Origin of the sequence: Labrys okinawensis (genome assembly GCF_002982075.1) — a bacterium.
In the GTDB taxonomy this organism is placed as follows: Bacteria; Pseudomonadota; Alphaproteobacteria; order Rhizobiales; family Labraceae; genus Labrys; species Labrys okinawensis_A.
On record NZ_PUEJ01000004.1, the window covers coordinates 375177 to 396634 of the forward strand.

The window sequence follows — 21458 nt, forward strand, 5'->3', positions numbered from 1 at the left end:
TCCCAGTCCCGATCTGGCCGGATGACCAGATCCATTCCACACCAGTACGAAAAGAGTTTCATCCAAAGGGCGCTTGTACGCAAGAGGCGATATGGGCCGCAGGACCAATCCACCCTTGCCGCAGCAGACAAATTTTACCGATTTTGGAAATCCGTATGGGCGAAGACATACCATATAACCGCGAGGCGCCCTCCCCAGGCGTCCTCGAGGAATTGTCGCCGGGTGTCCGCCGCATCCTGGCTCCCAATGGCGGTGCCTTCACCTTTACCGGCACCTGTTCCTACATCGTCGGGCGCGGCAAGGTCGCCATCATCGACCCCGGTCCGGACGATCCCGCCCACGTCGCCGCCCTGCTGGCGGCCGTGCGGGGCGAGGAAGTCGTGGCGATCGCCGTCACCCATACCCACCGCGACCATTCGCCTGCTGCATCGGCGTTGGCATCGGCGACCGGCGCGCCCACCTATGGCGCCGGCCCGCATCGCAGTGCCCGCCCCTTGCATGAGGGCGAGACCAATCTGCTCGACGCTTCCGGCGACCTCGCCTTCCAACCCGACGTGGTCCTGGACGAGGGCGATCGCTTCGGTCCCCCGGACTGGCCGTTGACGGCGCTGGAGACGCCCGGCCACTGCGCCAACCATCTCGCCTTTTCGCTCGAGGCGGACAAGGTGTTGCTCTCGGGTGACCATGTCATGGCGTGGTCCACCAGTATCGTCGCACCGCCCGACGGCTCGATGGGAGACTATATGGCCTCGCTGGAGAAACTCCTCGGCAGGCCGGAGACGCGCTATTTCCCGGGCCATGGCGGTCCGGTCGAGCAACCGCAGCGCTTCCTGCGCGCCATGATCCAGCATCGCCGCATGCGCGAGGCCTCGATCCTTCAGGCCCTGGGCGAAGGCCCCGCGCCGATCACGCCCTTGACCGCCAAAGTCTATGCAGGACTGCCGGCCGGGTTGCAGGGAGCGGCGGCCCTCAACCTCTTCGCCCATCTCGAAGACCTCGTCCAGCGCGGCAAGGTGCTCACCGAGGGCGCCCCTTCCCTGGCAGGCCGCTACTGGCTCGCCTGATCGGGCGTCAGGGCCCGATCGCGCAATTCGGCCATGAAGCTCTGCACATGCTTGGCGTTGGCCCCGAAATCATAGGAGCCGTAGCGAGCAGCCGATCGCATGTCGATCCGCGTCTTGCCGCCCTCGCCCCGGATGCGCAGCGCGATATCGTCGACGGTGCCCAGAACGGCGGATGAGGCGACGGCTTCGATGCGATCGCTGAAGCGCCTTTGCGCGGCGGCAGAACCGGCGGGCCCGCCGCCCGCCGTGTCCGAGTCCACGGGATCGCCATCCCCCCGGATGCTGTCCGGCAGACGAATGCGCGCCGCCATCTCGCCGAAACGCAGATCGCCGACCACCTGCCAGCGCCTTTCCCGCATCAGGCGAAGCGCGATCTTGCGGACGTCGTCCGGCGGCACGTCGAGCAGAATCGACTGGATCTGCGGCAGGGCTTGCCGCTGATAGGCGGCGAGCCCCGCGGTATAGGCCGTCGAATTGGCGTCCGGCCCGCGGGTGCGGGCGGCATGAGCCAGGGGCGGAGGATCGTCGGGATCGGTGCTGACATCGACAATCGCAGGCACGCTGAGGGCGAGGCTGGCGGCGATTGCGGCGGGGGCCAGCACCAGGATGGCGAGCAGGAATGCGCTGAAGGCCCGGCCGAAGCCCCGCTCGCCCTTGCGCCAGATCACCTGAAAGGCGATCACCGCGCAGAGCAAGGCGGCGCAGGCTGCCAGCAGCCCCGCACACAGCGCGGCAAAGCCGGCCTGGAGCGGGGCGAGATGAAAACGCAGCAACAGCAACGAGATCACGACGACCTCGAAGGCAAAGACCGCCAAGGTCTGCGCGGCACGGGCCCAGCCGATCGGCGGAGGCACCGGGCGTCGCAGCATCAGGGCGCGCCCGCAAGAGACAGCAGCAGAGCGGGCAGGTCCATCACGCTCTCGATGACATGATCGGCATGCGGCGCGAGTTCTTCCCGCCGGGCGAAACCGCTGAGCACGGCGATGGCGGTGCCCCCGGCCGCCCTGACGGCGTGAAGGTCATGGGTGGAATCGCCGACCAAGGCGATCTCCTGCGGCGCAACTCCGAACGCCCTGGCAAAGCCGAGCACAGGGCCAGGCTCCGGCTTGCGGCCATGGCCTGAATCATAGCCGAGCACGGCGTCGAGCCAGGGTATCAGGCCGAGCTTTTCGCAATGGGCACGCGCGCCTGCCTCGGAATCGTTGGTGCAGATGCCCAGCAGATAGCCGCGCGCCTTCAAGGTGGAGAGCAGCCAGGGCGGGTCCCCGATGGGCGTGACGTGTTTCAGGCCCTCTTCGATGAAGATGCGATCCATCTGCTCGAAAAAGGCCGTATCGGCGACCTCCCCAAGCACTTCGGCCCAGGCGACCCCGTAATCGGCCGAAGATTCGGCCACCAGCACCGAGTGCGGCAGGATGCGATGGCTTTCCAGGTCGTAGTCGTTGATCTCGATCAGCCGCGCCATCTTCTCGGGATCTCCACCGCTCAGGCGCTGCATGGCAGCGTAGGCGGCGGCGCTCCAGGTGAGATGAAAATCGACCAGGGTCCCGTCCTTGTCGAAGAGTATGGCGCGTATCGGCATGGCGAATCCCAGTCTACAGCCCTTTCCCGCCCTCCATAAGGAATTTAGCCGGCGCGGCATACCGAATTCGCGCGGAAACAGGAGGTTGGAACAGAGATCATCGACCAGGCGTCAAACCAGCGCCAGACCTCCCACATGGGTGGAAGTCGCCGTCTTCCCGAGATTTCGCGGCGCAAGCATATTGCGGAATCTCGTGCTAAATCCCATGTGTTTGGCGCACGTGGGCCTTGTGCCACGGTGCGGGCTGCCCATCAGGGGGCCGGCGGGAGAGATTTTGAACATGCGTGACCCCTATAGCGTCCTTGGCGTTTCCAAGACGGCAAGCTTGGCTGAGATCAAGAAGGCCTTTCGCAAGCTCGCCAAGCAGTACCACCCCGATCAGAACAAGGATGCCAAGGCCGCGGCGAAGTTCGCCGAGGTCAACAGCGCCTATGAAATCGTCGGTGACGAGAAGAAGCGGGCCCAGTTCGACCGAGGCGAGATCGACGCCGAGGGCAAGCCGCGTTTCCAGGGCTTCGAGGCCGCGGGTGGTCCCGGCGGCTTCGGGCGCGACACCGGCGGCTTCGAGTTCAATTTCGGCAATGCCCGGAGCGGCAGCGGTGGCGGCGGTTTCGCGAGCGGCTTCGACGACATCCTCAGCGAGATGTTCGGTGGCAGAGCCCAGCGCGGCGGCGCGCGCGCCGGTGGTGCGCCCCGCGGTGATGATATCCAGGTCACCGGACAGATTCCCTTCACCGTCTGGGCGTTGGGCGGCAAGACACGCGTCGAGCTCGGGCCGGGCCGCGTGGTGGACGCCTCCATTCCGGCCGGCATCGCTCCCGGCAAGACCATTCGCCTCAGGGGCCAGGGCGAGCCCAGCCCGTTCGGCGGCGAGCCCGGCGACGCGCTGATCACGGTGGCCGTGGCGCCGCACGACACGTTCCGCGCCGAAGGCAAGAACGTCCGCGTCGACGTCAACGTGACCCTCTACGAAGCCGCCCTCGGCGCCAAGGTGCGCGTGCCGACGCTGGACGGCTCCGTCGATCTCACCTTGCCCGCCGGCACCACGGGGCTGCGCTCCTTCCGCCTCAAGGGCAAGGGCGTGCAGGCCAAGGACGGGCCGGGCGACCTCATCGTGCAGCCCCGGATCATCATGCCCAGCAAGATTGATCCCGAACTCGAGGCCGCTCTCGTGAAGCTGCGTGAGAAGGGCTACGACATCGGGCGGTAAAACGGGGCGGATCTTCGGCCCCGCCCGGAACGGAACCGAGATGGCGGGTGAAGACCCGCCCCCCAATCATGCTTCGAATGGCCAGGCCGCAGGCGTGCCGACCTGCCCGCGGTGACGCAGGAGATGATCTGCCAGCACGCAGGCCATCATCGCCTCTCCCACCGGCACGGCGCGGATGCCGACACAGGGGTCATGGCGCCCCTTGGTGACGATATCGGTGTCCCGGCCATAGCGGTCGACCGTGCGGCGCTCCTGCAGGATGGAGGAGGTCGGCTTCACCGCAAAGCGCACCACCACGGGCTGCCCGGTGGAGATGCCGCCAAGAATGCCGCCGGCATGGTTGGAGAGGAACAGAGGCCGTCCGTCATTGCCCATGCGCATTTCGTCGGCATTCGCCTCGCCTCCGAGTTCGGCGGCGGCGAAGCCATCCCCGATCTCCACGCCTTTGACGGCATTGATGCTCATCATCGCCGCGGCGAGATCCGAATCGAGCTTGCCGTAGATCGGAGCACCGAGACCGGGCTGCACCCCTTCGGCCACCACCTCGATCACCGCGCCGATCGAAGAGCCCGCCTTGCGCACGCCATCGAGATATTCCTCGAAGAAGGCTGCCGCGACCGGATCCGGGCAGAAGAACGGATTGGCGTCGACCGCCTCCCAGTCCCAACGGCTGCGATCGATCTTGTGCGGGCCCATCTGCACGAGCGCTCCCCGGACGGTCACGCCGGGCAGGACCTGCCGGGCCACCGCGCCGGCCGCTACCCGGGCCGCCGTCTCGCGGGCCGAGGAACGCCCGCCGCCGCGATAATCGCGAATGCCGTATTTGATGTCATAGGCATAATCGGCATGGCCGGGGCGATACTTGTCCTTGATCTCCCCGTAATCCTTCGAACGCTGATCGACATTTTCGATCATCAAATGGATCGGCGTCCCTGTGGTCAGCAACTGCCCGCTCGCTTCGTCCGCCATCACGCCCGAGAGAATGCGCACGGTATCGGGTTCGCGACGCTGCGTGGTGAACCGGCTCTGGCCCGGTTTGCGGCGATCGAGGAAACCCTGAATCATCGCTTCGCTGATCGGAAGGCGCGGCGGACAGCCATCGATCACGCAGCCCAGCGCCACGCCATGACTCTCGCCATAGGTGGTAACGCGGAAGAGATGGCCGAAGCTGTTGAACGACATGGCAACTCGCAGGGAACGGGTGATGGCCGCCTTCTACAGCATTCGCGCCAAAACTCAATTTCGGCCGTGCCTCACCGAGGTCGAAGACAATCTTGCGAGCGCCGTCATTGCCGCTTCCGCCGATCAGAATAAGCAAGGCGTCAGATGGGATCAAAACAGGATTTGATCAGATGCCGCCGCCGAATTCTCAAACGAAGGTCAAAATTCGGCCATGTCATGGTTCCATGCCTGAGGCGGGCTGGCTATCGAAATCATCATCGATGTCGAATATACTGGAGGAAATACCATGAACGTCCGCAATTTTGGCCTGCTTCCGGCAATTGCATTGGCATTTTCCTTGGGTGTTGGCGCTGCCTCCGCACAGACCACGCCTGAAACCGCGCCGCCGGCGACGGCCGCGCCGACCGAACAGATGGCGCCAAGTGCCACGCCGACGACTCCGAAGGCCAAGAAGCCGGCGGTCGATGCCACCAAGAAGGCGGCCATTTCCAAGGCCTGCTCCGACGCCGCCGACAAGCAGGGACTGAAGGGCACGCCCCGCAAGAAGTTCCGCGAAAGCTGCAAGCGCAAGGGTGGCCCGGTCACCTGATCCGGACCTGATGGCCAGAACCGCCGAAGCCGCTACCCGCCTCGGCGGTTCTGGTCAGCCGCGAAGATATTCTAGACCCATTCGGCCGTTTTGTTGCGGAAGACCAGGAGCTTGCCCTGCCAGATCGGTTCCTCGGCGGCCTGGCCGCTGGCTTTTCCGGCCAGCAGCACCATCAGCACACGGGCGACGCCGCCATGGCTGACGACCACCTGATCCTGCGTCACCGTCTTGAGCCAGAGCGCGATGCGGTCGTGCAGCATGGCGTAGCTCTCACCGCGCGGCGGCACATAAGCCCATTTGTCGGCCGTGCGCGCCTTCACCATGTTGCGGTCCACCGAACGCAATTCAGCCCAGGTGCGGCCTTCCCAATCGCCGAAGGTCAGCTCCTTGAGGCGATCGTCGGTGGTGTAGCGCTGCGGCGGCAAGCCGATCGCCTTGCGCGCCAGTTCCGCCGTCTCGCGCGTGCGTCCCAGCGGGCTGACCAGCCAAGGCAGGCCATCCGGCTCAGGCAGGATCTCGGCGAGCCTGTGGCCAGCCTCGGCGGCTTGCCTGCGTCCGGCTTCGTTGAGGGGAATGTCCTGCTGGCCTTGCAGGCGCGCTTCGGCGTTCCAGTCGGTCTCGCCGTGGCGCATGAAGTAAAGTGTGGGCGCCACGGGCTTACTCCTGCTTTGGACGCATGAACCAGACGGGAGGCCGTCCTGCCTCCCTAAACGGGCATGACGCCAGCCGGCGGACGCCCGTCTCGTTTTCGTGCTGCCGGCCACTCACGAACTGCTGGACCGGTGCTCCAAAGCCTGCCCTCCCCCGCTCAGTCCTTGCCGGCGAGCGTGATGTCCGGGGAGGTCGGATTTTTCATGCCGACCACATGGTAACCGGCATCGACATGGTGCACTTCGCCGGTCACGCCGCGCGACATGTCGGAAAGCAGATAGGCCCCCGCTTCGCCCACCTCCTCGATGGTGACGGTGCGGCGCAGCGGCGCGTTGTATTCGTTCCACTTCAGGATGTAGCGGAAGTCACCGATGCCGGAGGCGGCCAGAGTCTTGATCGGACCGGCAGAGATGGCATTGACCCGAATCGCCTTCTCGCCGAGGTCGGCGGCGAGGTAGCGCACGCTCGCCTCGAGCGCGGCCTTGGCCACGCCCATAACGTTGTAGTGCGGCATCCACTTCTCGGCGCCGTAATAGGTCAGCGTCAGGATCGAGCCGCCATCCGTCATCAGCTTCTCGGCGCGCTGGGCGACCGAGGTGAGCGAATAACAGGAGATCAGCATCGTCTTGGTGAAGTTCTCCTCGGTCGTCTCGATATAACGGCCGTCGAGCTGATCCTTGTCCGAAAAGGCGATGGCGTGGACGATGAAGTCGAGCTTGCCCCATTTGGCGGCGACCTCGGCGAACACGGCATCGATGCTAGCGCCGTCGGTGACGTCGCAATGGCCGACGACCAAGGCATCGAGTTCGGCAGCCAAGGGCTCGACGCGCTTCTTGAGGGCATCCCCCTGATAGGTGAAGGCGAGCTCGGCGCCATGCTGCCTGCACGCCTTGGCGATACCCCAGGCGATCGATCTATTATTCGCCACACCCATGATGAGGCCGCGCTTGCCGGCCATCAATCCACTTGCTGTCATTCCGCAACTGCCTATTCGAAAGGAACGGCATGAATAACGGAAGGCTGCGCAGGGGGGAAGGGGCGATAGACCTATTTGTTGAGGAATAGACCCGCACCGTCATGCCGGACGTATATTCCGCCGCCTTGTGTTCCCGGAAGATTGCCGTCAGACGTGCTGGCCGCCATTGATGGCGATCTCGGCCCCGTTCACATAGGAACTCTGATCCGTGCACAGAAAATAGATGGTCTTGGCCACCTCGTCCGGCGTGCCGAGGCGGCGCATCGGGATCTGAGCCACGATCTTCTCGGTGCCGGGCGACAGGATCGACGTATCGATCTCACCGGGCGCGATCGCATTGACCCTGATACCTCGCGGCGCAAAGTCCGAGGCCATTTCGCGGGTCAGCGCCGCCAGGGCCGCCTTTGACGTCGCATAGGCCGCACCGGCGAAGGGATGGACACGCGCGCCGGCGATCGAGGTGACGTTCACCACCGATCCCTTGACCTGTTCGAGTTCCTCGATCAGCCCGCGCGCGAGCATGATGGGCGCGAAGAAATTAACCTGGAACACCCATTGCCAATCGGAAAGCCCGGTGTCGATGCTGCTCAGGCGCGACCCGTTCTTGCCCTTGGGCGAGATCGCCGCATTGTTGACCAGCGCATGCAGGCCGCTGCCGTCGAGACGGCGCTTGATCTCCTCGATCGCTTCTTCTGTATTGCCCGGGTCCGAGAGATCGACCTGAATATGATCCTCCGGCCCTGCCTCCCAAGGACACTCCTCGGGAAAAGCATGGCGGGAGCAGGTGATGACCCGCCAGCCCGCCGCTGAAAAGCGCTTGACGGTCGCGTGTCCGATCCCTCGGGAGGCGCCGGTGAGGATCATCGCGCGCTGCGGATGCTGGGCGGAACTGCTTGCCATGAGAATAACCGATCGAAAAAGAGGCGGCTCCAGGGAGCCGTGCCACAAGACATAGATATCACGACGCCCAAATGAAATAGGGCGACGGATCGCCGCGACAGGCGAGCGAAGGTCAGGCCATCATTCGGATCGCTGGGGCCGGATGATCTCAGGGATAGAGCTGCTCTCGCTGCCAGCCACCGTGCGCCTGCCCGCGCCGGAATACCAGGCGGTCATGCAACCGGAACGGCCTGTCGTGCCAGAATTCGATCTGCACCGGCAGGATACGGAAGCCCGTCCAGTGGGGCGGGCGCGGAATTTCGCCGATGGCGAATTTGGCCGTATAGGTCGCCACCGCCTTTTCGAGGGCGAAACGCCCCTCAAGCGGCCGCGACTGCTGCGAGGCCCAGGCACCGATCCGGCTTCCGCGCGGGCGCGTGGCGAAATAGGCGTCGGCCTCCGCATCCGTAACGCGCTCCACCGGCCCGCGCACCCTCACCTGCCGGCGCAGGCTCTTCCAATGAAACAGCAGGGCGGCCTTGGGCGTGCCGGCCAATTCCTGGCCCTTGGCACTCTGCGTATTGGTGTAGAAGACGAAGCCCTTGTCGTCGAGGCCCTTGAGCAGCACCATGCGTACATCCGGCAGGCCCTCGGTATCCACCGTGGCGAGCGCCATGGCGTTGGGATCGTTGGGCTCGGATTTCTCCGCCTCCGCGAGCCACTGCGCGAACAACAAAAATGGCTCGGACGCATCCAGGAAGCCGGCGGAGTCACCCGGCGTTAACTCGCCCGTGCCAGGATTACCTAACGTCATGGTCATTGGGGTGGCTCCACTGTGTTCAGCCTGTTCGCCTTCAAGGGCGCTTATAACGCGTACCGCGTCCGCGGCCCACTGTCAGCGCTGTTCGCCGGTGTCATTTTGACAGGCTGCGCCATTTCGACGCCGCTCGGCCCGATCTTCGGTTCCGCCGAGGACCAGACGACGACGGGCTCGATCCCCGCCCAGGATCTTCGCTTCAACGCCAGCATGACCGATGCCGACTGGCAGCAGGCCAAGGCCGCTCTGCAGGCCGCCATGGATCCCCAGAATCCAGGCGCTTCGATTCAATGGTCCAACATGGCGACCAACGCCCATGGCTCGGTGACGCCCGTGGCCGAGCCCTATGTCGAGAACAAGCTCACCTGCCGCAGCTTCGTAGCGGCACAGTCGGGCCAAAGCGGCGGGACGGTCAGGGGATCGAACCCGGCGCAATGGTACCAAGGCAAATCCTGCCGCAAGAGCGGTACGCCCTGGTCCATCGTCAGCGTGCAGCCCTGGGCCCTGCCGAGGGCATAAATCGCCGGCGCCGCCAACCCGGTTAATCGAACATTCAGGTGGCTGAGCTTATACTGTTCACCATGCCGTGCGAAGTATCACGGGGCTTTCACGTTAACCATGATAGCTTCGCCGCCAAATATTCACAGTCCGGCCCTCACCTCGCTTCAAAGCACCTTCAGGGTGAATGCAAGTAGAGCGTGTCGTTGCGTATGGAGTTAATCATGACGACCTCCCCTCTTTCCTCTGCCCGACCGAGCGAAGGGCCCGCACCCCAGCAGGGGTCCCCGCGCGAACAGTTGCAGCATCTCTATCGTGCCATCGGCATTTCGGCTGTCGCCGCCGCTGCGGCGCAGGTGGCGCGAGTGGTGGCCAAGCCTGAAAAACCCAAATATGAAATGCCGGCCTGCCTGCGCGAGGAAGACGACGATCTCGCCGCTTGAGCGAAAACATTCTGCATTTGTCGATATGCGACGCGGCCACGACGGCTTGAATGCGGCATACCGGTAATATTGAACTTATCAATGCATCGCAGCCGCGCCGCAAAGCGCGGCTTTTCTTTATGACGTGGCGGCTCATTTACTTGTGACGTTCTTGCAACATGTTGCAGCAAAATAGCATCGATGTCGCAATTGGGCCAATCATGTCGCCGTTCCGTCATAATTCCCGCGCCTTCGCTGTCAATTATAAGCCAAGTTATTGTCGTACCTGCCTAAATCTGCACACGTAGCTGTCGTGTATCTTGGTTGAGGACCAGATTATGGACATCGAGGGATCGCGTCTCCAGCAGCCCGCTCAGGACAAGCGGGAAAAGCTCGAGGATCGTTATGGCAAGATTGCCATGCCGGCTCTGGCTGCAGCCGTCGGGGCAGCGCGCAAAGAAAAGGATCAGCGCCAGATGAGCGCGGAGGCAGCTTATACCCGCCTCCAGCAAATGGCCCAGTCGTAAGACCTGGTATACTTTCCTTTACGGCACTAGACCTGTCACGGCTGGCAACCGGCTTTTCCGGATGCGGTGCTTTTGTGCGTAAGTACGGTTGGGCGATGGCCGACTGATATCAGCCGCCCTGGCAGGACGAGAAAGCGCCGAAGCTGCCGGTTGAAATCGCCTTCGGCCGTTTGCACTCGATACGCCGAGCTGATCGAACTCCCGGCACACTGTGCACATTGCCTCCGCTGCCCAGACTTGGATCCCGGCCACATCTTTGTTCATGCCGAAGGGCGCCTGGAGCGTCTGGCGATTAGACGGCATCACCTCGAATCGCAAAGACGCGTCGAAACAAGCGCTAGAGCAACTAGGCGATCGCACTCGAGCGCGTTTTGCTCCTGCGTCTCTCGCCGCCGTGCAGCGAAGATCGGCTGTTTCACTGGACGGATCCGGCTGGGCCCCTCCGTCATTTCCTGACCGCCCCCAATGATCGCCTTCTCCGCCGAACCCGCCGCGGCAGGCGCCCATGGAGGACAGCGCCAGCAGACGGCCATGACAGCGAATGGCGGGGCGACCTGGACAACAAAAAGCCCCGGTGGAGATCCGGGGCTCTTGTCGAGATCACCTTGGATTTCGCGCCCTGCTCAGCACAGCGCCGAAATCCATCGTCAGCGCACGATCACCTTGGTGCCGGCGGGAACGCGGTTATAGAGATCGATCACATCGATGTTGCGCATACGGATGCAGCCGGACGATACGCTGCGGCCGATCTTCTCGGGCTCGTTGGTGCCATGGATGCGATAAAGCGTGTCCTTGCCGCCCTGGAAGAGATAGAGCGCGCGCGCCCCCAGCGGGTTGGTCCAGCCCCCTTCGGTGCGCTTGACATGCGGCCAGCGCGCAATCATCTCGGCCGGCGGATTCCAGGTCGGCCATTCCGCCTTGTGATCGATGACCGCCTCGCCCGTCCAGCCGAAGGCTTCGCTGCCGAGAGCCACGCCATAGCGCATCGCCTTGCCGTCGGGCAGCGTGTAATAGAGCAGATGCTGCTTGGTCTCGACCACGATCACACCCGGCGGCTCTCCGGTGGGATTGTCGACCATGTAGCGGGCATACATCTTGTCCACGTCGCCGGTCGGAATCATCGCCATGAACTGCGCGTCCCGCTCCGAGAGCACGGGATCGGCCGTCTTGGTATATTGGCAAGCGCCCAGACTCAGCGACATGGCCGCGAGCACGGCATAATGGACCAGTTTCATAGTACCCCCGAATACGTCAGCGCGTAGCTAGTACCGCCATCATTATGGTTACTGTTCGGTTAAGCCCGGCGGTACAGGCAGACGAGAGCCGGAAACCTCAACACATGCACAGTACAAAAATGAAACAACCAGTGGGTGTCAATGCGGCGTGATTAAAAAACAAGAAGTGTTGCCGATATCATACGCTGCAGCGTCGCCGCCCCCGCGAACCTCAAATCCGGAGGGTTTTGCGATCCGGCACAATCGCCGGGACTTGCAAAGGCACGTCGAAACAAAGAATTAAGGCCATGAGCACCGGGACATCGACGCACCTCTCCATGGCCAGGCACATCGCCCTCGTTTCCTGAGAGGAAGTCGGGACAGGCATAAGAATTGCAGGCTACATTCTTTAAAAAACTACACCTCTCTCCTGGCGAGACGGGTGTGAGGCTTTTTCTCTACAGGATGCCCAAGCTGAAAGGAGCGGACAAACCTCCTGCAAGGCCTGCCCGCTCAAGTTACTGCTATGGAGAGTAGAGTTACGTCCACGGCAACCCGGTTTCCCGGTCGCTGCACCACTGTGCCTTACGGCACAGCCGGCCGCCGCAGCAGCGACTATTCGTCAATGAGCAGTCGAGGGACGCGTCGGCGCCGAGAAGCTCAGGGCGCTGTCGATTCCGGCGATAATTCCGCGGGCCAGGTCGACATGACGGCCGACTCCGGCGGAAAGGGCATCCCGCATCTGGGAGTCGAGAGGAGAATTGTTGATGGCAACACCGAGGCTGGACAAGGTCGCGCAAAGCTCTCCCAGCAGACGCTGGTGCTGTCGGATCGACAGCATATAGGCGCGATGCAGCTCGGTGATATCTGGCGCCGACATGTCGACATCGTCGTTCCAGGCCAGGCGTTCGTTTGAGGTCAACATCGATAGTCCCCGACGATTTTGCGTGGGCTCGTGCTGAATTTCGGCCCCGCTGATGCAGCAATGGTTAATTGGAAACGGCCCCTTCGCGCTGTGCGTTTTCGCACATCGCTGTGGGGCGGTATCCTCATGCCGCCTGTCCAATCAGGGGGAAGAAGGGCATCGGCGGCATATGGGAGGGGGCGCCGCTGCTATCGAGAGAACACCATCGCCCTCTATCCGCCTATGCGAAAGCGCACAGAGTGGTAACCGGGGGCGGAGACGCGGTGCGCGGCCATATCGGGCGCCACAACCTTTGCTTGTATTCGAACCTGCAAAGGGCGAGCATGGCGCAACAGGCGTCCGACGACGACTCCATTGGAGTTTTCCATGCAGAAAGGCTTTTGCTTCACCCTTCTGGGCCTCCTCGGCCTGGCCGGCGCCTCGTTGGCGTTTGCCGCGAGCGCGCGGGCCGAGGAAGGAGCTCGCGTCATGCTGGTGCTCGACGCCTCGGGCTCGATGTGGGGCAAGGTTGGCGCGATCACCAAGATCGAAGCGGCCCGCCAAACCGTCGGCACCATCTTGAAAGGCTGGCCCTCGGAGGACCATCTCGGCTTGATCGTCTATGGCCACCGTCGAAAAGGCGACTGTGCCGACATCGAGATGCTCAAGCCGGTCGGGCCTGTCGACGGGCAGACATTCATGACCATGGTCGGCGGCTTGACCCCCAAGGGCCGCACACCGATGACGGACGCCGTGCGAGCCGCCGCCGAGGCGATGAAGGGGCATGAAGGTCGGGCGACCATCATCCTGGTTTCGGACGGCGTCGAGACATGCAACGCCGACCCCTGCGAGGTCGCTGCCAAGCTGAAGAAGGCCGATATCGACCTCGTCGTCGACACCGTCGGCTTCGACATCAAGGATCCGGAGGCCAATCGCGAACTGCGCTGCATGGCAGCGGCGACAGGCGGCATCGCCCTGCAGGCCGAGGATGCCGGCGAACTCACCAAGGCGATCCAGCAGGCCGTCCATGCCGCTCAGGGCAATCCACCTCCGCCGGCACCACCCCCTGAACCCAAGATCGAACCCAAGATCGAACCCAAGGCGGAGCCCAGACCGGCGTGGAACCTCACCGGCTATGCCCGGCTGGCCGCCGGTGACGATCCGCTCACCGACAATCTGCAATGGGAACTCACCCGGCTGGCGCCGGAAGGCGTCCCCCCTGAAACGGTGATGACCAGCTACAACGCCAACATCCATGAACAGGTTGCTCCGGGCGACTACATCCTGACGCTCACGGCCGGACAGGCCAGCGTGCGGGCACCCGTCACCATCAAACCCGGCGAGATGAACCGCGTCGACATGGCGCTGAACGCCGGCCGCCTCGGCCTGCGTGCCAAGCGGACGGCGACGGAAACCGCCCTGGAAAACGCGACCTGGACCGTCAAGGCCAAGGGCGGCACCGACGACCTGTTCACCAGCTATGATGCCGAGACGGCGGTCATCCTGCCGGCGGGCGAATACAGCGTCACGCTCAAACTCGGCACGTCCATCCAGTCCCGCGACGTCGAGGTCGCACCGGCCGAAACGGTTCCCGTCGAGATCATCGCCGGGGTGGGCAAGCTCAAAGGCAAGGTTGTGTTCGTTTCCGGAGGCTCCCTTGCGAAGGACCCCCATGTGGAGATCCTCGCCGGCGCCACAGCGGTCGACGGCGAATCATTCCTGGCCGATGCCTATGACGGCGAGCCGGTCTTCGATATTGCAGCCGGCACGTACCGCGTTCATGTCCATATCGACGGTGTGGACCGGGTCTTCCCGCTGGAGATCAAGGCCGGCGAAACGGTGACGGCTTCCTTCCCCCTCGATGCGGGCCTTGCCGCCCTCGACGCACCGGGCGCGGATTCGGTGCGCATCACCAGCCCCGAAACCGATATTTATGGAGAGGCGAAGGAAATCACCCGGCTCTACACCCTGCCGGCGCACTACGTCCTGCCTGCCGGCAAATACAAGATCAGTGCCTGGAAGGGCGATGTCAGCACCGTCCAGGACGTCGAGATCAGGGCAGGCATTCGCAATGAGGTGAAGCTGGCCCTGCCACAATGATCCCGGCTTCGTCGGCGCAGTCGGTGAACGCGCTTATGTCAGGGGAACACCAGATATCGTCTCCTTGCGCCGCTGCGGGTATCGGCCACCAGGAGTTCGATGGTGTCGACCTCGCCCTCGTGCCGTAGGCCGGCCACCACCGTGGTGACGGTCAAGTCCGGCCAGGCTCGCCGCACCGCCAGTCGAATCGCCTGCTCGACATCCAACTCCATTCGTGTCGGATCGGGCATGCTCCAATCCTCGAAGACGAGCCCGAGCGTTCGCGCCAGCGTGCTGCGAAGCTGATCGTCGCTTGGAAGATCGGACATGCGAAGAGCCCCCGGTAACCACGATGCACATCATGCGCTGGTCCAGCCGCAAATGAGAAGCATCACATCGCTCGAGATCGACCAGCCGGATTGAGGCGCCTTCAGCGTCGCAGAAACGCTTTGGCATTGCGACGCTATGTCAGGGTGAAGACGCTGGGAAAGCGCGTCTTTCTTCCGGAGGGCGATATCAAATCGGCTTTGCCGCCAGGGCCGCGACCCAGTGATCGAGCCGCTCCTTCAGGACCCGTTCGCGCACGAAGGCGACCTCCTCATCCTCGAGTTCCTCCACGATCTCGAGCCTGAAGGCGTGCTCTCCATGTTTCTTCCAAGCAGTCTGCAAGGCCTGATTCAGGCTGACGCCCTGGCCCAGGGTGAACCAGAGCCTGTTGCGGATCTTGGAGAGGTCCGGCGCCCGGCCGACCCAGCAGTCTCCTGTCTCGGCGCAGCGGACAGCGTAGATGCCGGCTGCGATCTTGCGCTTCTTGTAGGCGTCGACGACCGCCTTGCGCTCTTCACGTTTCATGGGCGGCCTCCTTCGTCCCAGCCGGAATGGCATTGAATTTCGGCGGACAGCCTTAAACCAGATCCGCACACTCCGCAATATTACCCGGGTATATTGACTTCAAAAATTTCTCCCGGATATAAACCCGGCAGTTTCACCCGGCCTATCCAGGGCTGGACCTTCCCGAATGCCGAGGAAAATCATGCCGCCTTTTCTCTCTCCCTCGCAGGAGGCTGGACGGGCCTTCGTAATGCGCGGCCTTTCCGGACCCGTCACCATGCTCAACCTGCTGCGTTTTCGTGAGGTCGCCGACTATTCGGCATCGCCGGGTCTCGCCCCTGCCGCGGAAATCAGCGGCGAGGAAGCCTTTCGACGCTATATCTTCCACACGCTGCCCTTTCTGGCGCGAAGCGGCGGGGAACTGCTGTTCCTCGGCACTGGCGGGGCTTTCCTGATCGGGCCCGAAACGGAACGCTGGGACCAGGTCATGCTGGTCCGGCAGGCCACGGTACAGAGCTTCCTCGCCTTTGCCGACGACGGGGACTATCTCGCCGGGCTCGGGCACCGCACCGCCGCCCTGGCTGATTCCCGTTTGCTGCCGCTCACGCAGTTGCCGATTCCGGCCTGAAGCGCGCATTCAACAACTCGCCGATCTGCCTTCGCGCGCGTTCGGCCTCCGGCAGCGGCAACAGCATCCAGGCATGCACCATGCCGGCCTGCTCGAGGAGTTCGACGGGCTGCCCGGCCGCCTTCAAGCGCTGCTCCAGCCTGTGGGCCTCGGGATTGAGGAGATCGGCGGTGCTGGTCATGATGGCGATCGGCGCCAGCCCCCGCATCTCGCCATAGAGCGGACTGACCGCGGGATCGTTTAAGGGCAGGTCGCCGGCATAGAGGCGTGCGGCCGCGCGGGCCGCCTCGGGCGTGATCACGGGATCATGCGGCCTGTGCGCCAGTGTCGCCGGGTCGTCCATGGTGAGGTCGAGCCAGGGCGAAAGCAGAACGAGCTGACCAGGCTGAGGCTGGCCGGCCGCGACCAGGGCCTGGGCCAGCGCGAGCGCCAGCCCGCCTCCGGCCGAATCGCCCATCACCACCACACGCTCCGGCGCAACCCGGGCGCACAGATCGGTGTAATGCGCCAGCACGCTCGCCAGCACTTTCCGATGACCGTTTTCGGGAGCCAGCGGATAGAAAGGCACCGTGACGCTGCAGCCGGTGCGCCGAATCAGATTTTCGAGAAAGCGCCAATGCAGGAAGCTGATCGCAAACGAATAGGCGCCGCCATGCAGATAGAGCAGGTGAAAGGGCGCCTTCCCGCCATCGCGGGCTCCGAGATGAAACACGCGGTCACCGTGCGCAATGTCCTGCCGGATCTCACACAGATTGCGCAAGCGGGCGGAGGGCAATGCAGGGCCGGTACTGCGGCTCAGGCGGATCAACGCCTGCAGAACCGGCGGCCTAGCCCAATCCTTCACCCTGAGCAGGCGAAACAGACCATGGAGCGAGCGTGAGGCGAAACTGGGCTCGGCGGCCGCGGGCATCCCGCCGGACGGCGCCTCGAGAGTTTTCGCCTTAGGATCTGGCGCCTTCACGCTTGAAAATCGGCTCAACCCGGCTGGCCTGCCGCAGGAAGACGAAAATGGCATAGAAGGCCACGAGGCCGAACACGCATTGCAGAACGACTTCAACCGTGGGCCCAAGCTGAAAAAAGCCAGCCAGCGCCCAACCGGAAGCCCAGGCCGCACCGAGCAACTCGGTGCCGATCAGAATGGCGGCCGAGCAAACGGTGATCAGGCTGGGCCAATTGATGGACTTGTCAGAGCTGGGCAAAGGCGGCTCCCTGGCGGCTTCCGTGAACGTCGTCCCATGCCTCTATACCATCGCGTCGCGCTTTGCTACGCCCCTTCTGGAAAGAAGCGCGCTGGAGCGAATTGGCACTCTTGCGCTAACGCTTTGTTTCCGTGCGCCTTTGCGATTCCGGCAGATCGCAGGGTGTGTGAGATGACAAATCGTCCATGTAAGTCTTCGCCTGGAAAGCCCCTGCCCATGGAAACCCCCGTTTTCGGTCATGCCGCCGTCGCCACGCCCCATCATCCGGCCAACGAAGCCGGCCAGCGCATCCTGATCCAGGGCGGCAACGCCATCGAGGCGATGATCGCCATGGCAGCCACCATCGCCGTCACCTACCCGCATATGAACGGGATCGGCGGCGACGGCTTCTGGCTGGTGGCCGACAAAAGCCGCCGCGTCCGGGCGATCCAGGCCTGCGGCCCCGCCGGCAGCCGGGCCACCCTCTCGGCCTTGCGCGATCTCGGCCATGACGAAGTGCCGTCTCGCGGCGTCCTTTCCAGCCTGACCGTTCCCGGCGCGATCGCCGGCTGGCAGATCGCCGCCGACATGGCCAGAGCCTTCGGCGGCCGGCTGCCCCTGGCCCTGCTGCTGGAAGACGCCATCCGCCATGCCCGAGAAGGCATTCCCGTGTCGGCTTCGCAGGCTCGCGTCGAGCCGGCCGAAATCGACGAACTCAAGACCGTCCCGGGATTCGCCGCCCACTTCATGCCGTCCGGCGAGGCCCCCAAGGCTGGAGACCGCTTCGTCCAGCCGGCCCTTGCGGGACTGTTGGAACAACTCGCTCATGCCGGGCTCGACGATTTCTATCGTGGCGACGCGGCCCGTGAAATCGCGGCCGATCTCGACCGCGCCGGTGCCCTCGTCAGCCGGGAAGACCTCCGGCGCTATGAAGCAAGGCTGCGCGAACCGTTGAGCCTTGCCCTGCAGGGTGTCACGCTCCACAGCCTGCCGCCCCCGACGCAAGGTCTTTCCACCCTGATCATCCTTGGCCTCGCCGAGCGCCTCGGCCTCGAGCGGGCGAGTAGCTTCGACCACCTCCATGGCCTGGTCGAGGCTGCCAAACGGGCATCGGCCATCACTGATCGCGAGATCGCCGACCCGGCCGTGATGAGCGCCGATCCCGCCGGCTTTCTCTCCCCCGGCTTCCTCGGCCACGAAGCCGCGGCGATCTCGATGACGCGTGCCGCCGCCTTCCCGCTGCCGGGTGCCAAGGGGGACACCGTCTGGATGGGCGCGATCGACAGGGAAGGCCTCGCCGTCAGTTATATCCAGTCGCTCTATGGGGATTACGGCTCGGGCCTGGTCCTGCCGAAGACCGGCTTGCTGATGCAGAACCGCGGCGTGGCCTTTTCGCTGGACGCGCGCTCGCCCCGCGCTTTGGCGCCCGGGCGCCTGCCCTTCCACACCCTTGCGCCGGCCATGGCGCTGTTTTCCGATGGGCGGACAATGCCGTTCGGTACCATGGGCGGCGATGCCCAGCCGCAGATCCTGGCACAGATATTCTCGCGCTATCGCCTGGGCGAAAGCCTCGCGGCCGCCGTCGACGCCCCGCGTTTCACGCTCGCTCGCGACGGGGGAACCGGAAAATCCGCATTGCAATTGGAAGATCGTTTCGACGAGAGCCTTCTCAATGCGCTCGACCGCGCCGGTCATGCCATCGACATCGGCGCGGCCTATGCGGATAGCTTCGGCCATGCCGGAGCACTCGTCCGCCATAGCAGGGACGGGCGCATCGAGGCCGTGCACGACCCGCGCGCCGACGGCGGCGCCCTGGGGCTTTAGAATTGTCATGGACGCTTGAGAATGGCCACACGTTACGCGATCTATTATGTGCCTTCTGCCGATTCGGCGCTCTGGCGCTTCGGCAGCGAAGTCCTGGGTTACGACGCCTTCACCGGCCAGGACGTGCCGCAATGGCATCCGCCCGGCATTGCGGCGGCGGACTGGCACGCGATGACCGCCGACCCTCGGCTCTATGGCTTTCATGCCACCTTGAAAGCGCCCTTCCGCCTGGCTGACGATGCCGATGAAGGCGGCCTTATCGAGGCATTTCGAACCTTCGCACGCAAATACACCACGCATGGAGATCATGCCTGGACAATCCGACCGATCAGCTCATCGACCCCCGAAAAATCGTTTCTGGCCTTGATCCTGCCCTATGATCCCATCGAAGTGCGCGTTCTGGAGCGCATTATCGTCCAGCATTTCGACAGGCTGCGCGCGCCGCTCACGCCCGCCGAGATCGCCCGCCGCAATCCCGAGCGCCTGAGCGAACGCCAGCGCACCTATCTCCATGCCCACGGTTATCCCTATGTGCGCGAGGAATTCCGCTTCCACATGACGCTGTCGGGCGCCATCGAGAACGCCGCAGCCATCGGCGAGCGCCTGGACCGGCGAGCGCGGGAGCTCGAGGTCGGCCCCCGCCTGCACATCGACCGTCTCGGCCTGTTCCGCCAGGACGATGGCGGGCGTTTCCGCGTCATCGACGTCGCCCTGCTCCAGGGCGTTTTCCAGAAAAGTTGATAGACTTTTCGATTAAGAAAACGCGTCAAAACAAGGAATTAGAAAGCAAGTGCGATTCGGAGAATCGCACTTTGCTCCAGGGCTGACGACGCCGGCTTTTTCCGCCATGGTCAGGCCGCGTCCGCCCTTTCGGCGGCATGCGGCTTGCCGTACAGCCCGATATGGGCATCGCCCCAGGCCTTCAGCGCCAGCAGGACCGGCTCCATGCTGCGGCCGAGCGGCGAGAGGCTGTATTCCACCTTGGGCGGCACCTGCGCATAGACCTTGCGCTCGATCAGCGCATCCTCCTCCAATTCCCTGAGTTGATTGGTCAGCATGCGCGGCGTGACATTGGCGATATGGCGGCGGATCTCGCTGAAGCGCAGCGTGCCCGAAAGCAGATGGAACAGGATGATCGACTTCCACTTGCCGTCGATCAGGCCGATGGCAGCCTCGACCGAACAGCCCGGCGCGCAATCGAACCGGGAATGGCGTGCTTTGGCCATGACAGTATCCTTTTTGACACTATAGGCTTTCTTTGTGCCTATTGACGATATCCGATCATAAGCACAGGTTCCGCCCACAGCAATCAGCGCTGAGGAGCGAACCATGAAAGCGATCGGATACAGGACGGCCGGCGCCATCGATAGCGCGAAGGCGCTGGAGGATATCGAGCTGCCCCGTCCCAAGGCAACCGGCCGCGACATTCTGGTCGAGGTCGCGGCGATCTCCGTCAACCCGGTCGACACCAAGGTGCGCCGCAGGGCTTCGCCGGAGGCGGGCGAGTGGAAGATCCTGGGCTGGGACGCGGTCGGCCGGGTGGCCGAGATCGGCGAAGCGGTAACCACCTTCAAGCCCGGCGACGAGGTGTTCTATGCCGGCTCGATCACCCGGCCCGGCGCCAACAGCCAGTTCCATCTGGTCGATGAGCGCATCGTGGGCCATAAACCGAAAAGCCTGTCGAATGCCGAGGCCGCCGCCCTGCCGCTGACGGCCATCACGGCCTGGGAGATGCTGTTCGACCGGCTCGACATCCGTCGTGCCGTGCCCGGAGCGGCCAATGCCATCTTGATCGTCGGCGGCGCCGGCGGGGTTGGCTCGATCGCCATCCAGCTCGTCCGCGCGCTGACCGACGTGACGGTCATCGCCACTGCGTCGCGCCCGGAGACGCAGGACTGGGTGCGTGAGCTGGGCGCGCATCATGTCGTCGACCATGGCAAGCCGATCGCCGAACAGGTCGCCGCCCTTGGCATCGGTGCGCCTGCCTTCGTCTTTTCCACCACCGAGACCCAGCGCCACCTCGACGAGATCGTCGAGTTGATCGCGCCGCAGGGCCGGTTCGGGCTAATCGACGACCCCGAGGCACTGAGCATCATGGGCTTCAAGCGTAAGGCGGTCTCGATCCATTGGGAGCTGATGTTCACCCGAGCCATCTTCGAGACGCCCGACATGGGCGAGCAGGGCAAACTGCTCGACGAGGTCGGGGAACTGATCGATGCAGGCAATATCCGCACGACGCTCAGCCAGGTGCTCCGCCCGATCAATGCCGAGAATTTGAAACAGGCCCATGCCTTGATCGAAAGCGGGCGCGCCAAAGGCAAGATCGTGCTGGAGGGCTTCTGAGATATGCAGCCGGCCTGCTGGGCGTCGCATTAAAGGTTCCGAAGCTGGAAGCTGTTATGA

Annotated in this window: 26 protein-coding genes; 12 read left to right on the forward strand and 14 right to left on the reverse strand. The window is 63.9% G+C overall.

All coding sequences use genetic code 11. From position 1 onward, the window contains the following. The first annotated feature begins 155 nt into the window (after positions 1-155). Entirely contained in the window at positions 156-1064 is a 909-nt protein-coding gene (locus C5L14_RS12045; protein ID WP_105862284.1) for an MBL fold metallo-hydrolase, read from the forward strand. On the opposite strand, the gene C5L14_RS12050 is transcribed toward C5L14_RS12045, so the two are convergent. Next, positions 1049-1933, reverse strand: coding sequence for a DUF1499 domain-containing protein (locus tag C5L14_RS12050; RefSeq protein WP_105862285.1), 885 nt, complete (start codon positions 1931-1933; stop codon positions 1049-1051). The genes C5L14_RS12045 and C5L14_RS12050 overlap by 16 nt on opposite strands. Further along, the gene (locus C5L14_RS12055) at positions 1933-2646 is read right to left on the reverse strand and encodes an HAD family hydrolase (RefSeq protein ID WP_105862286.1); all 714 of its coding nucleotides are present in this window, start codon (positions 2644-2646) and stop codon (positions 1933-1935) included. Before C5L14_RS12055 ends, C5L14_RS12050 begins: the two co-directional genes overlap by 1 nt. Before the next feature lie 280 nt (positions 2647-2926). Here C5L14_RS12055 and C5L14_RS12060 point away from each other — a divergent pair, with 280 nt between their 5' ends. After that, a complete protein-coding gene (locus C5L14_RS12060; protein WP_105862287.1) occupies positions 2927-3856 on the forward strand; it encodes a DnaJ C-terminal domain-containing protein in 930 nt (309 codons plus the stop codon). A 66-nt stretch (positions 3857-3922) separates the two neighbouring features. Here C5L14_RS12060 and aroC read toward each other — a convergent pair whose 3' ends face one another. Next, a complete protein-coding gene (aroC, locus tag C5L14_RS12065) occupies positions 3923-5038 on the reverse strand; it encodes a chorismate synthase (protein ID WP_105862288.1) in 1116 nt (371 codons plus the stop codon). A gap of 22 nt (positions 5039-5060) precedes the next feature. Here aroC and C5L14_RS30340 point away from each other — a divergent pair, with 22 nt between their 5' ends. Next, positions 5061-5204, forward strand: a complete 144-nt coding sequence (locus C5L14_RS30340; RefSeq protein WP_181161139.1) for a hypothetical protein — start codon at positions 5061-5063, stop codon at positions 5202-5204. A gap of 120 nt (positions 5205-5324) precedes the next feature. Beyond that, positions 5325-5627, forward strand: coding sequence for a PsiF family protein (locus C5L14_RS12070; protein ID WP_105862289.1), 303 nt, complete (start codon positions 5325-5327; stop codon positions 5625-5627). Positions 5628-5698: 71 nt separating this feature from the next. Here the strand turns inward: C5L14_RS12070 and C5L14_RS12075 are convergent, their stop codons facing one another. The 4 genes from C5L14_RS12075 to pdxH all read right to left on the reverse strand — a co-directional run bounded on the left by C5L14_RS12075 (position 5699) and on the right by pdxH (position 8953). Further along, positions 5699-6280 (reverse strand): histidine phosphatase family protein, encoded by a 582-nt coding sequence (locus tag C5L14_RS12075; RefSeq protein WP_245443357.1) that lies wholly within the window; start codon positions 6278-6280, stop codon positions 5699-5701. 155 nt (positions 6281-6435) lie between these two features. After that, complete coding sequence (gene fabI, locus C5L14_RS12080; protein WP_105862291.1) at positions 6436-7254, reverse strand: enoyl-ACP reductase FabI; 819 nt, start codon at positions 7252-7254, stop codon at positions 6436-6438. 147 nt (positions 7255-7401) lie between these two features. Continuing rightward, positions 7402-8154, reverse strand: coding sequence for an SDR family NAD(P)-dependent oxidoreductase (locus tag C5L14_RS12085; protein ID WP_105862292.1), 753 nt, complete (start codon positions 8152-8154; stop codon positions 7402-7404). A 148-nt stretch (positions 8155-8302) separates the two neighbouring features. Continuing rightward, positions 8303-8953, reverse strand: coding sequence for a pyridoxamine 5'-phosphate oxidase (pdxH, locus tag C5L14_RS12090; RefSeq protein ID WP_428832619.1), 651 nt, complete (start codon positions 8951-8953; stop codon positions 8303-8305). 99 nt (positions 8954-9052) lie between these two features. On the opposite strand from pdxH, the gene C5L14_RS12095 reads away from it, so the two are divergent. The 3 genes from C5L14_RS12095 to C5L14_RS12105 all read left to right on the forward strand — a co-directional run bounded on the left by C5L14_RS12095 (position 9053) and on the right by C5L14_RS12105 (position 10397). Further along, complete coding sequence (locus tag C5L14_RS12095; RefSeq protein WP_181161141.1) at positions 9053-9469, forward strand: RT0821/Lpp0805 family surface protein; 417 nt, start codon at positions 9053-9055, stop codon at positions 9467-9469. A 203-nt stretch (positions 9470-9672) separates the two neighbouring features. Next, positions 9673-9891, forward strand: a complete 219-nt coding sequence (locus tag C5L14_RS12100; RefSeq protein WP_105862294.1) for a hypothetical protein — start codon at positions 9673-9675, stop codon at positions 9889-9891. A 317-nt stretch (positions 9892-10208) separates the two neighbouring features. Continuing rightward, positions 10209-10397 (forward strand): hypothetical protein, encoded by a 189-nt coding sequence (locus tag C5L14_RS12105; protein ID WP_105862295.1) that lies wholly within the window; start codon positions 10209-10211, stop codon positions 10395-10397. A gap of 647 nt (positions 10398-11044) precedes the next feature. Here the strand turns inward: C5L14_RS12105 and C5L14_RS12110 are convergent. Then, positions 11045-11632, reverse strand: a complete 588-nt coding sequence (locus tag C5L14_RS12110; RefSeq protein WP_105862296.1) for a L,D-transpeptidase — start codon at positions 11630-11632, stop codon at positions 11045-11047. A gap of 601 nt (positions 11633-12233) precedes the next feature. Continuing rightward, a complete protein-coding gene (locus tag C5L14_RS12115; RefSeq protein ID WP_105862297.1) occupies positions 12234-12536 on the reverse strand; it encodes a hypothetical protein in 303 nt (100 codons plus the stop codon). 366 nt (positions 12537-12902) lie between these two features. On the opposite strand from C5L14_RS12115, the gene C5L14_RS12120 reads away from it, so the two are divergent. After that, entirely contained in the window at positions 12903-14615 is a 1713-nt protein-coding gene (locus tag C5L14_RS12120; RefSeq protein WP_105862298.1) for a vWA domain-containing protein, read from the forward strand. A gap of 38 nt (positions 14616-14653) precedes the next feature. On the opposite strand, the gene C5L14_RS12125 is transcribed toward C5L14_RS12120, so the two are convergent. Both C5L14_RS12125 and C5L14_RS12130 read right to left on the reverse strand, forming a co-directional pair. Continuing rightward, a complete protein-coding gene (locus C5L14_RS12125; protein WP_105862299.1) occupies positions 14654-14923 on the reverse strand; it encodes a hypothetical protein in 270 nt (89 codons plus the stop codon). Positions 14924-15110: 187 nt separating this feature from the next. Further along, on the reverse strand, positions 15111-15446 hold the full coding sequence (locus tag C5L14_RS12130; RefSeq protein ID WP_105862300.1) for a GIY-YIG nuclease family protein: 336 nt from the start codon (positions 15444-15446) through the stop codon (positions 15111-15113). Positions 15447-15627: 181 nt separating this feature from the next. Between C5L14_RS12130 and C5L14_RS12135 the strand changes: the two genes are divergently transcribed. Then, positions 15628-16053 (forward strand): DUF1330 domain-containing protein, encoded by a 426-nt coding sequence (locus C5L14_RS12135; protein ID WP_245443358.1) that lies wholly within the window; start codon positions 15628-15630, stop codon positions 16051-16053. On the opposite strand, the gene C5L14_RS12140 is transcribed toward C5L14_RS12135, so the two are convergent. Both C5L14_RS12140 and C5L14_RS12145 read right to left on the reverse strand, forming a co-directional pair. Then, positions 16028-16963, reverse strand: coding sequence for an alpha/beta hydrolase fold domain-containing protein (locus tag C5L14_RS12140; protein WP_181161142.1), 936 nt, complete (start codon positions 16961-16963; stop codon positions 16028-16030). The two genes, C5L14_RS12135 and C5L14_RS12140, sit on opposite strands and share 26 nt — an antisense overlap. Positions 16964-16994: 31 nt before the next feature. Next, positions 16995-17252, reverse strand: coding sequence for a hypothetical protein (locus C5L14_RS12145; protein ID WP_105862303.1), 258 nt, complete (start codon positions 17250-17252; stop codon positions 16995-16997). A gap of 216 nt (positions 17253-17468) precedes the next feature. Between C5L14_RS12145 and C5L14_RS12150 the strand changes: the two genes are divergently transcribed. Next, complete coding sequence (locus C5L14_RS12150; protein WP_428832620.1) at positions 17469-19055, forward strand: gamma-glutamyltransferase family protein; 1587 nt, start codon at positions 17469-17471, stop codon at positions 19053-19055. Between the two features lie 21 nt (positions 19056-19076). After that, on the forward strand, positions 19077-19796 hold the full coding sequence (locus C5L14_RS12155) for a DUF1045 domain-containing protein (protein WP_105862304.1): 720 nt from the start codon (positions 19077-19079) through the stop codon (positions 19794-19796). Between the two features lie 110 nt (positions 19797-19906). Here C5L14_RS12155 and C5L14_RS12160 read toward each other — a convergent pair whose 3' ends face one another. Further along, a complete protein-coding gene (locus C5L14_RS12160) occupies positions 19907-20281 on the reverse strand; it encodes a winged helix-turn-helix transcriptional regulator (protein WP_105862305.1) in 375 nt (124 codons plus the stop codon). Between the two features lie 103 nt (positions 20282-20384). Here C5L14_RS12160 and C5L14_RS12165 point away from each other — a divergent pair, with 103 nt between their 5' ends. Next, positions 20385-21398: a zinc-binding alcohol dehydrogenase family protein gene (locus C5L14_RS12165; RefSeq protein ID WP_105862306.1), complete on the forward strand. Its 1014-nt coding sequence runs from the start codon at positions 20385-20387 to the stop codon at positions 21396-21398. The last annotated feature ends 60 nt before the right edge of the window (positions 21399-21458 follow it).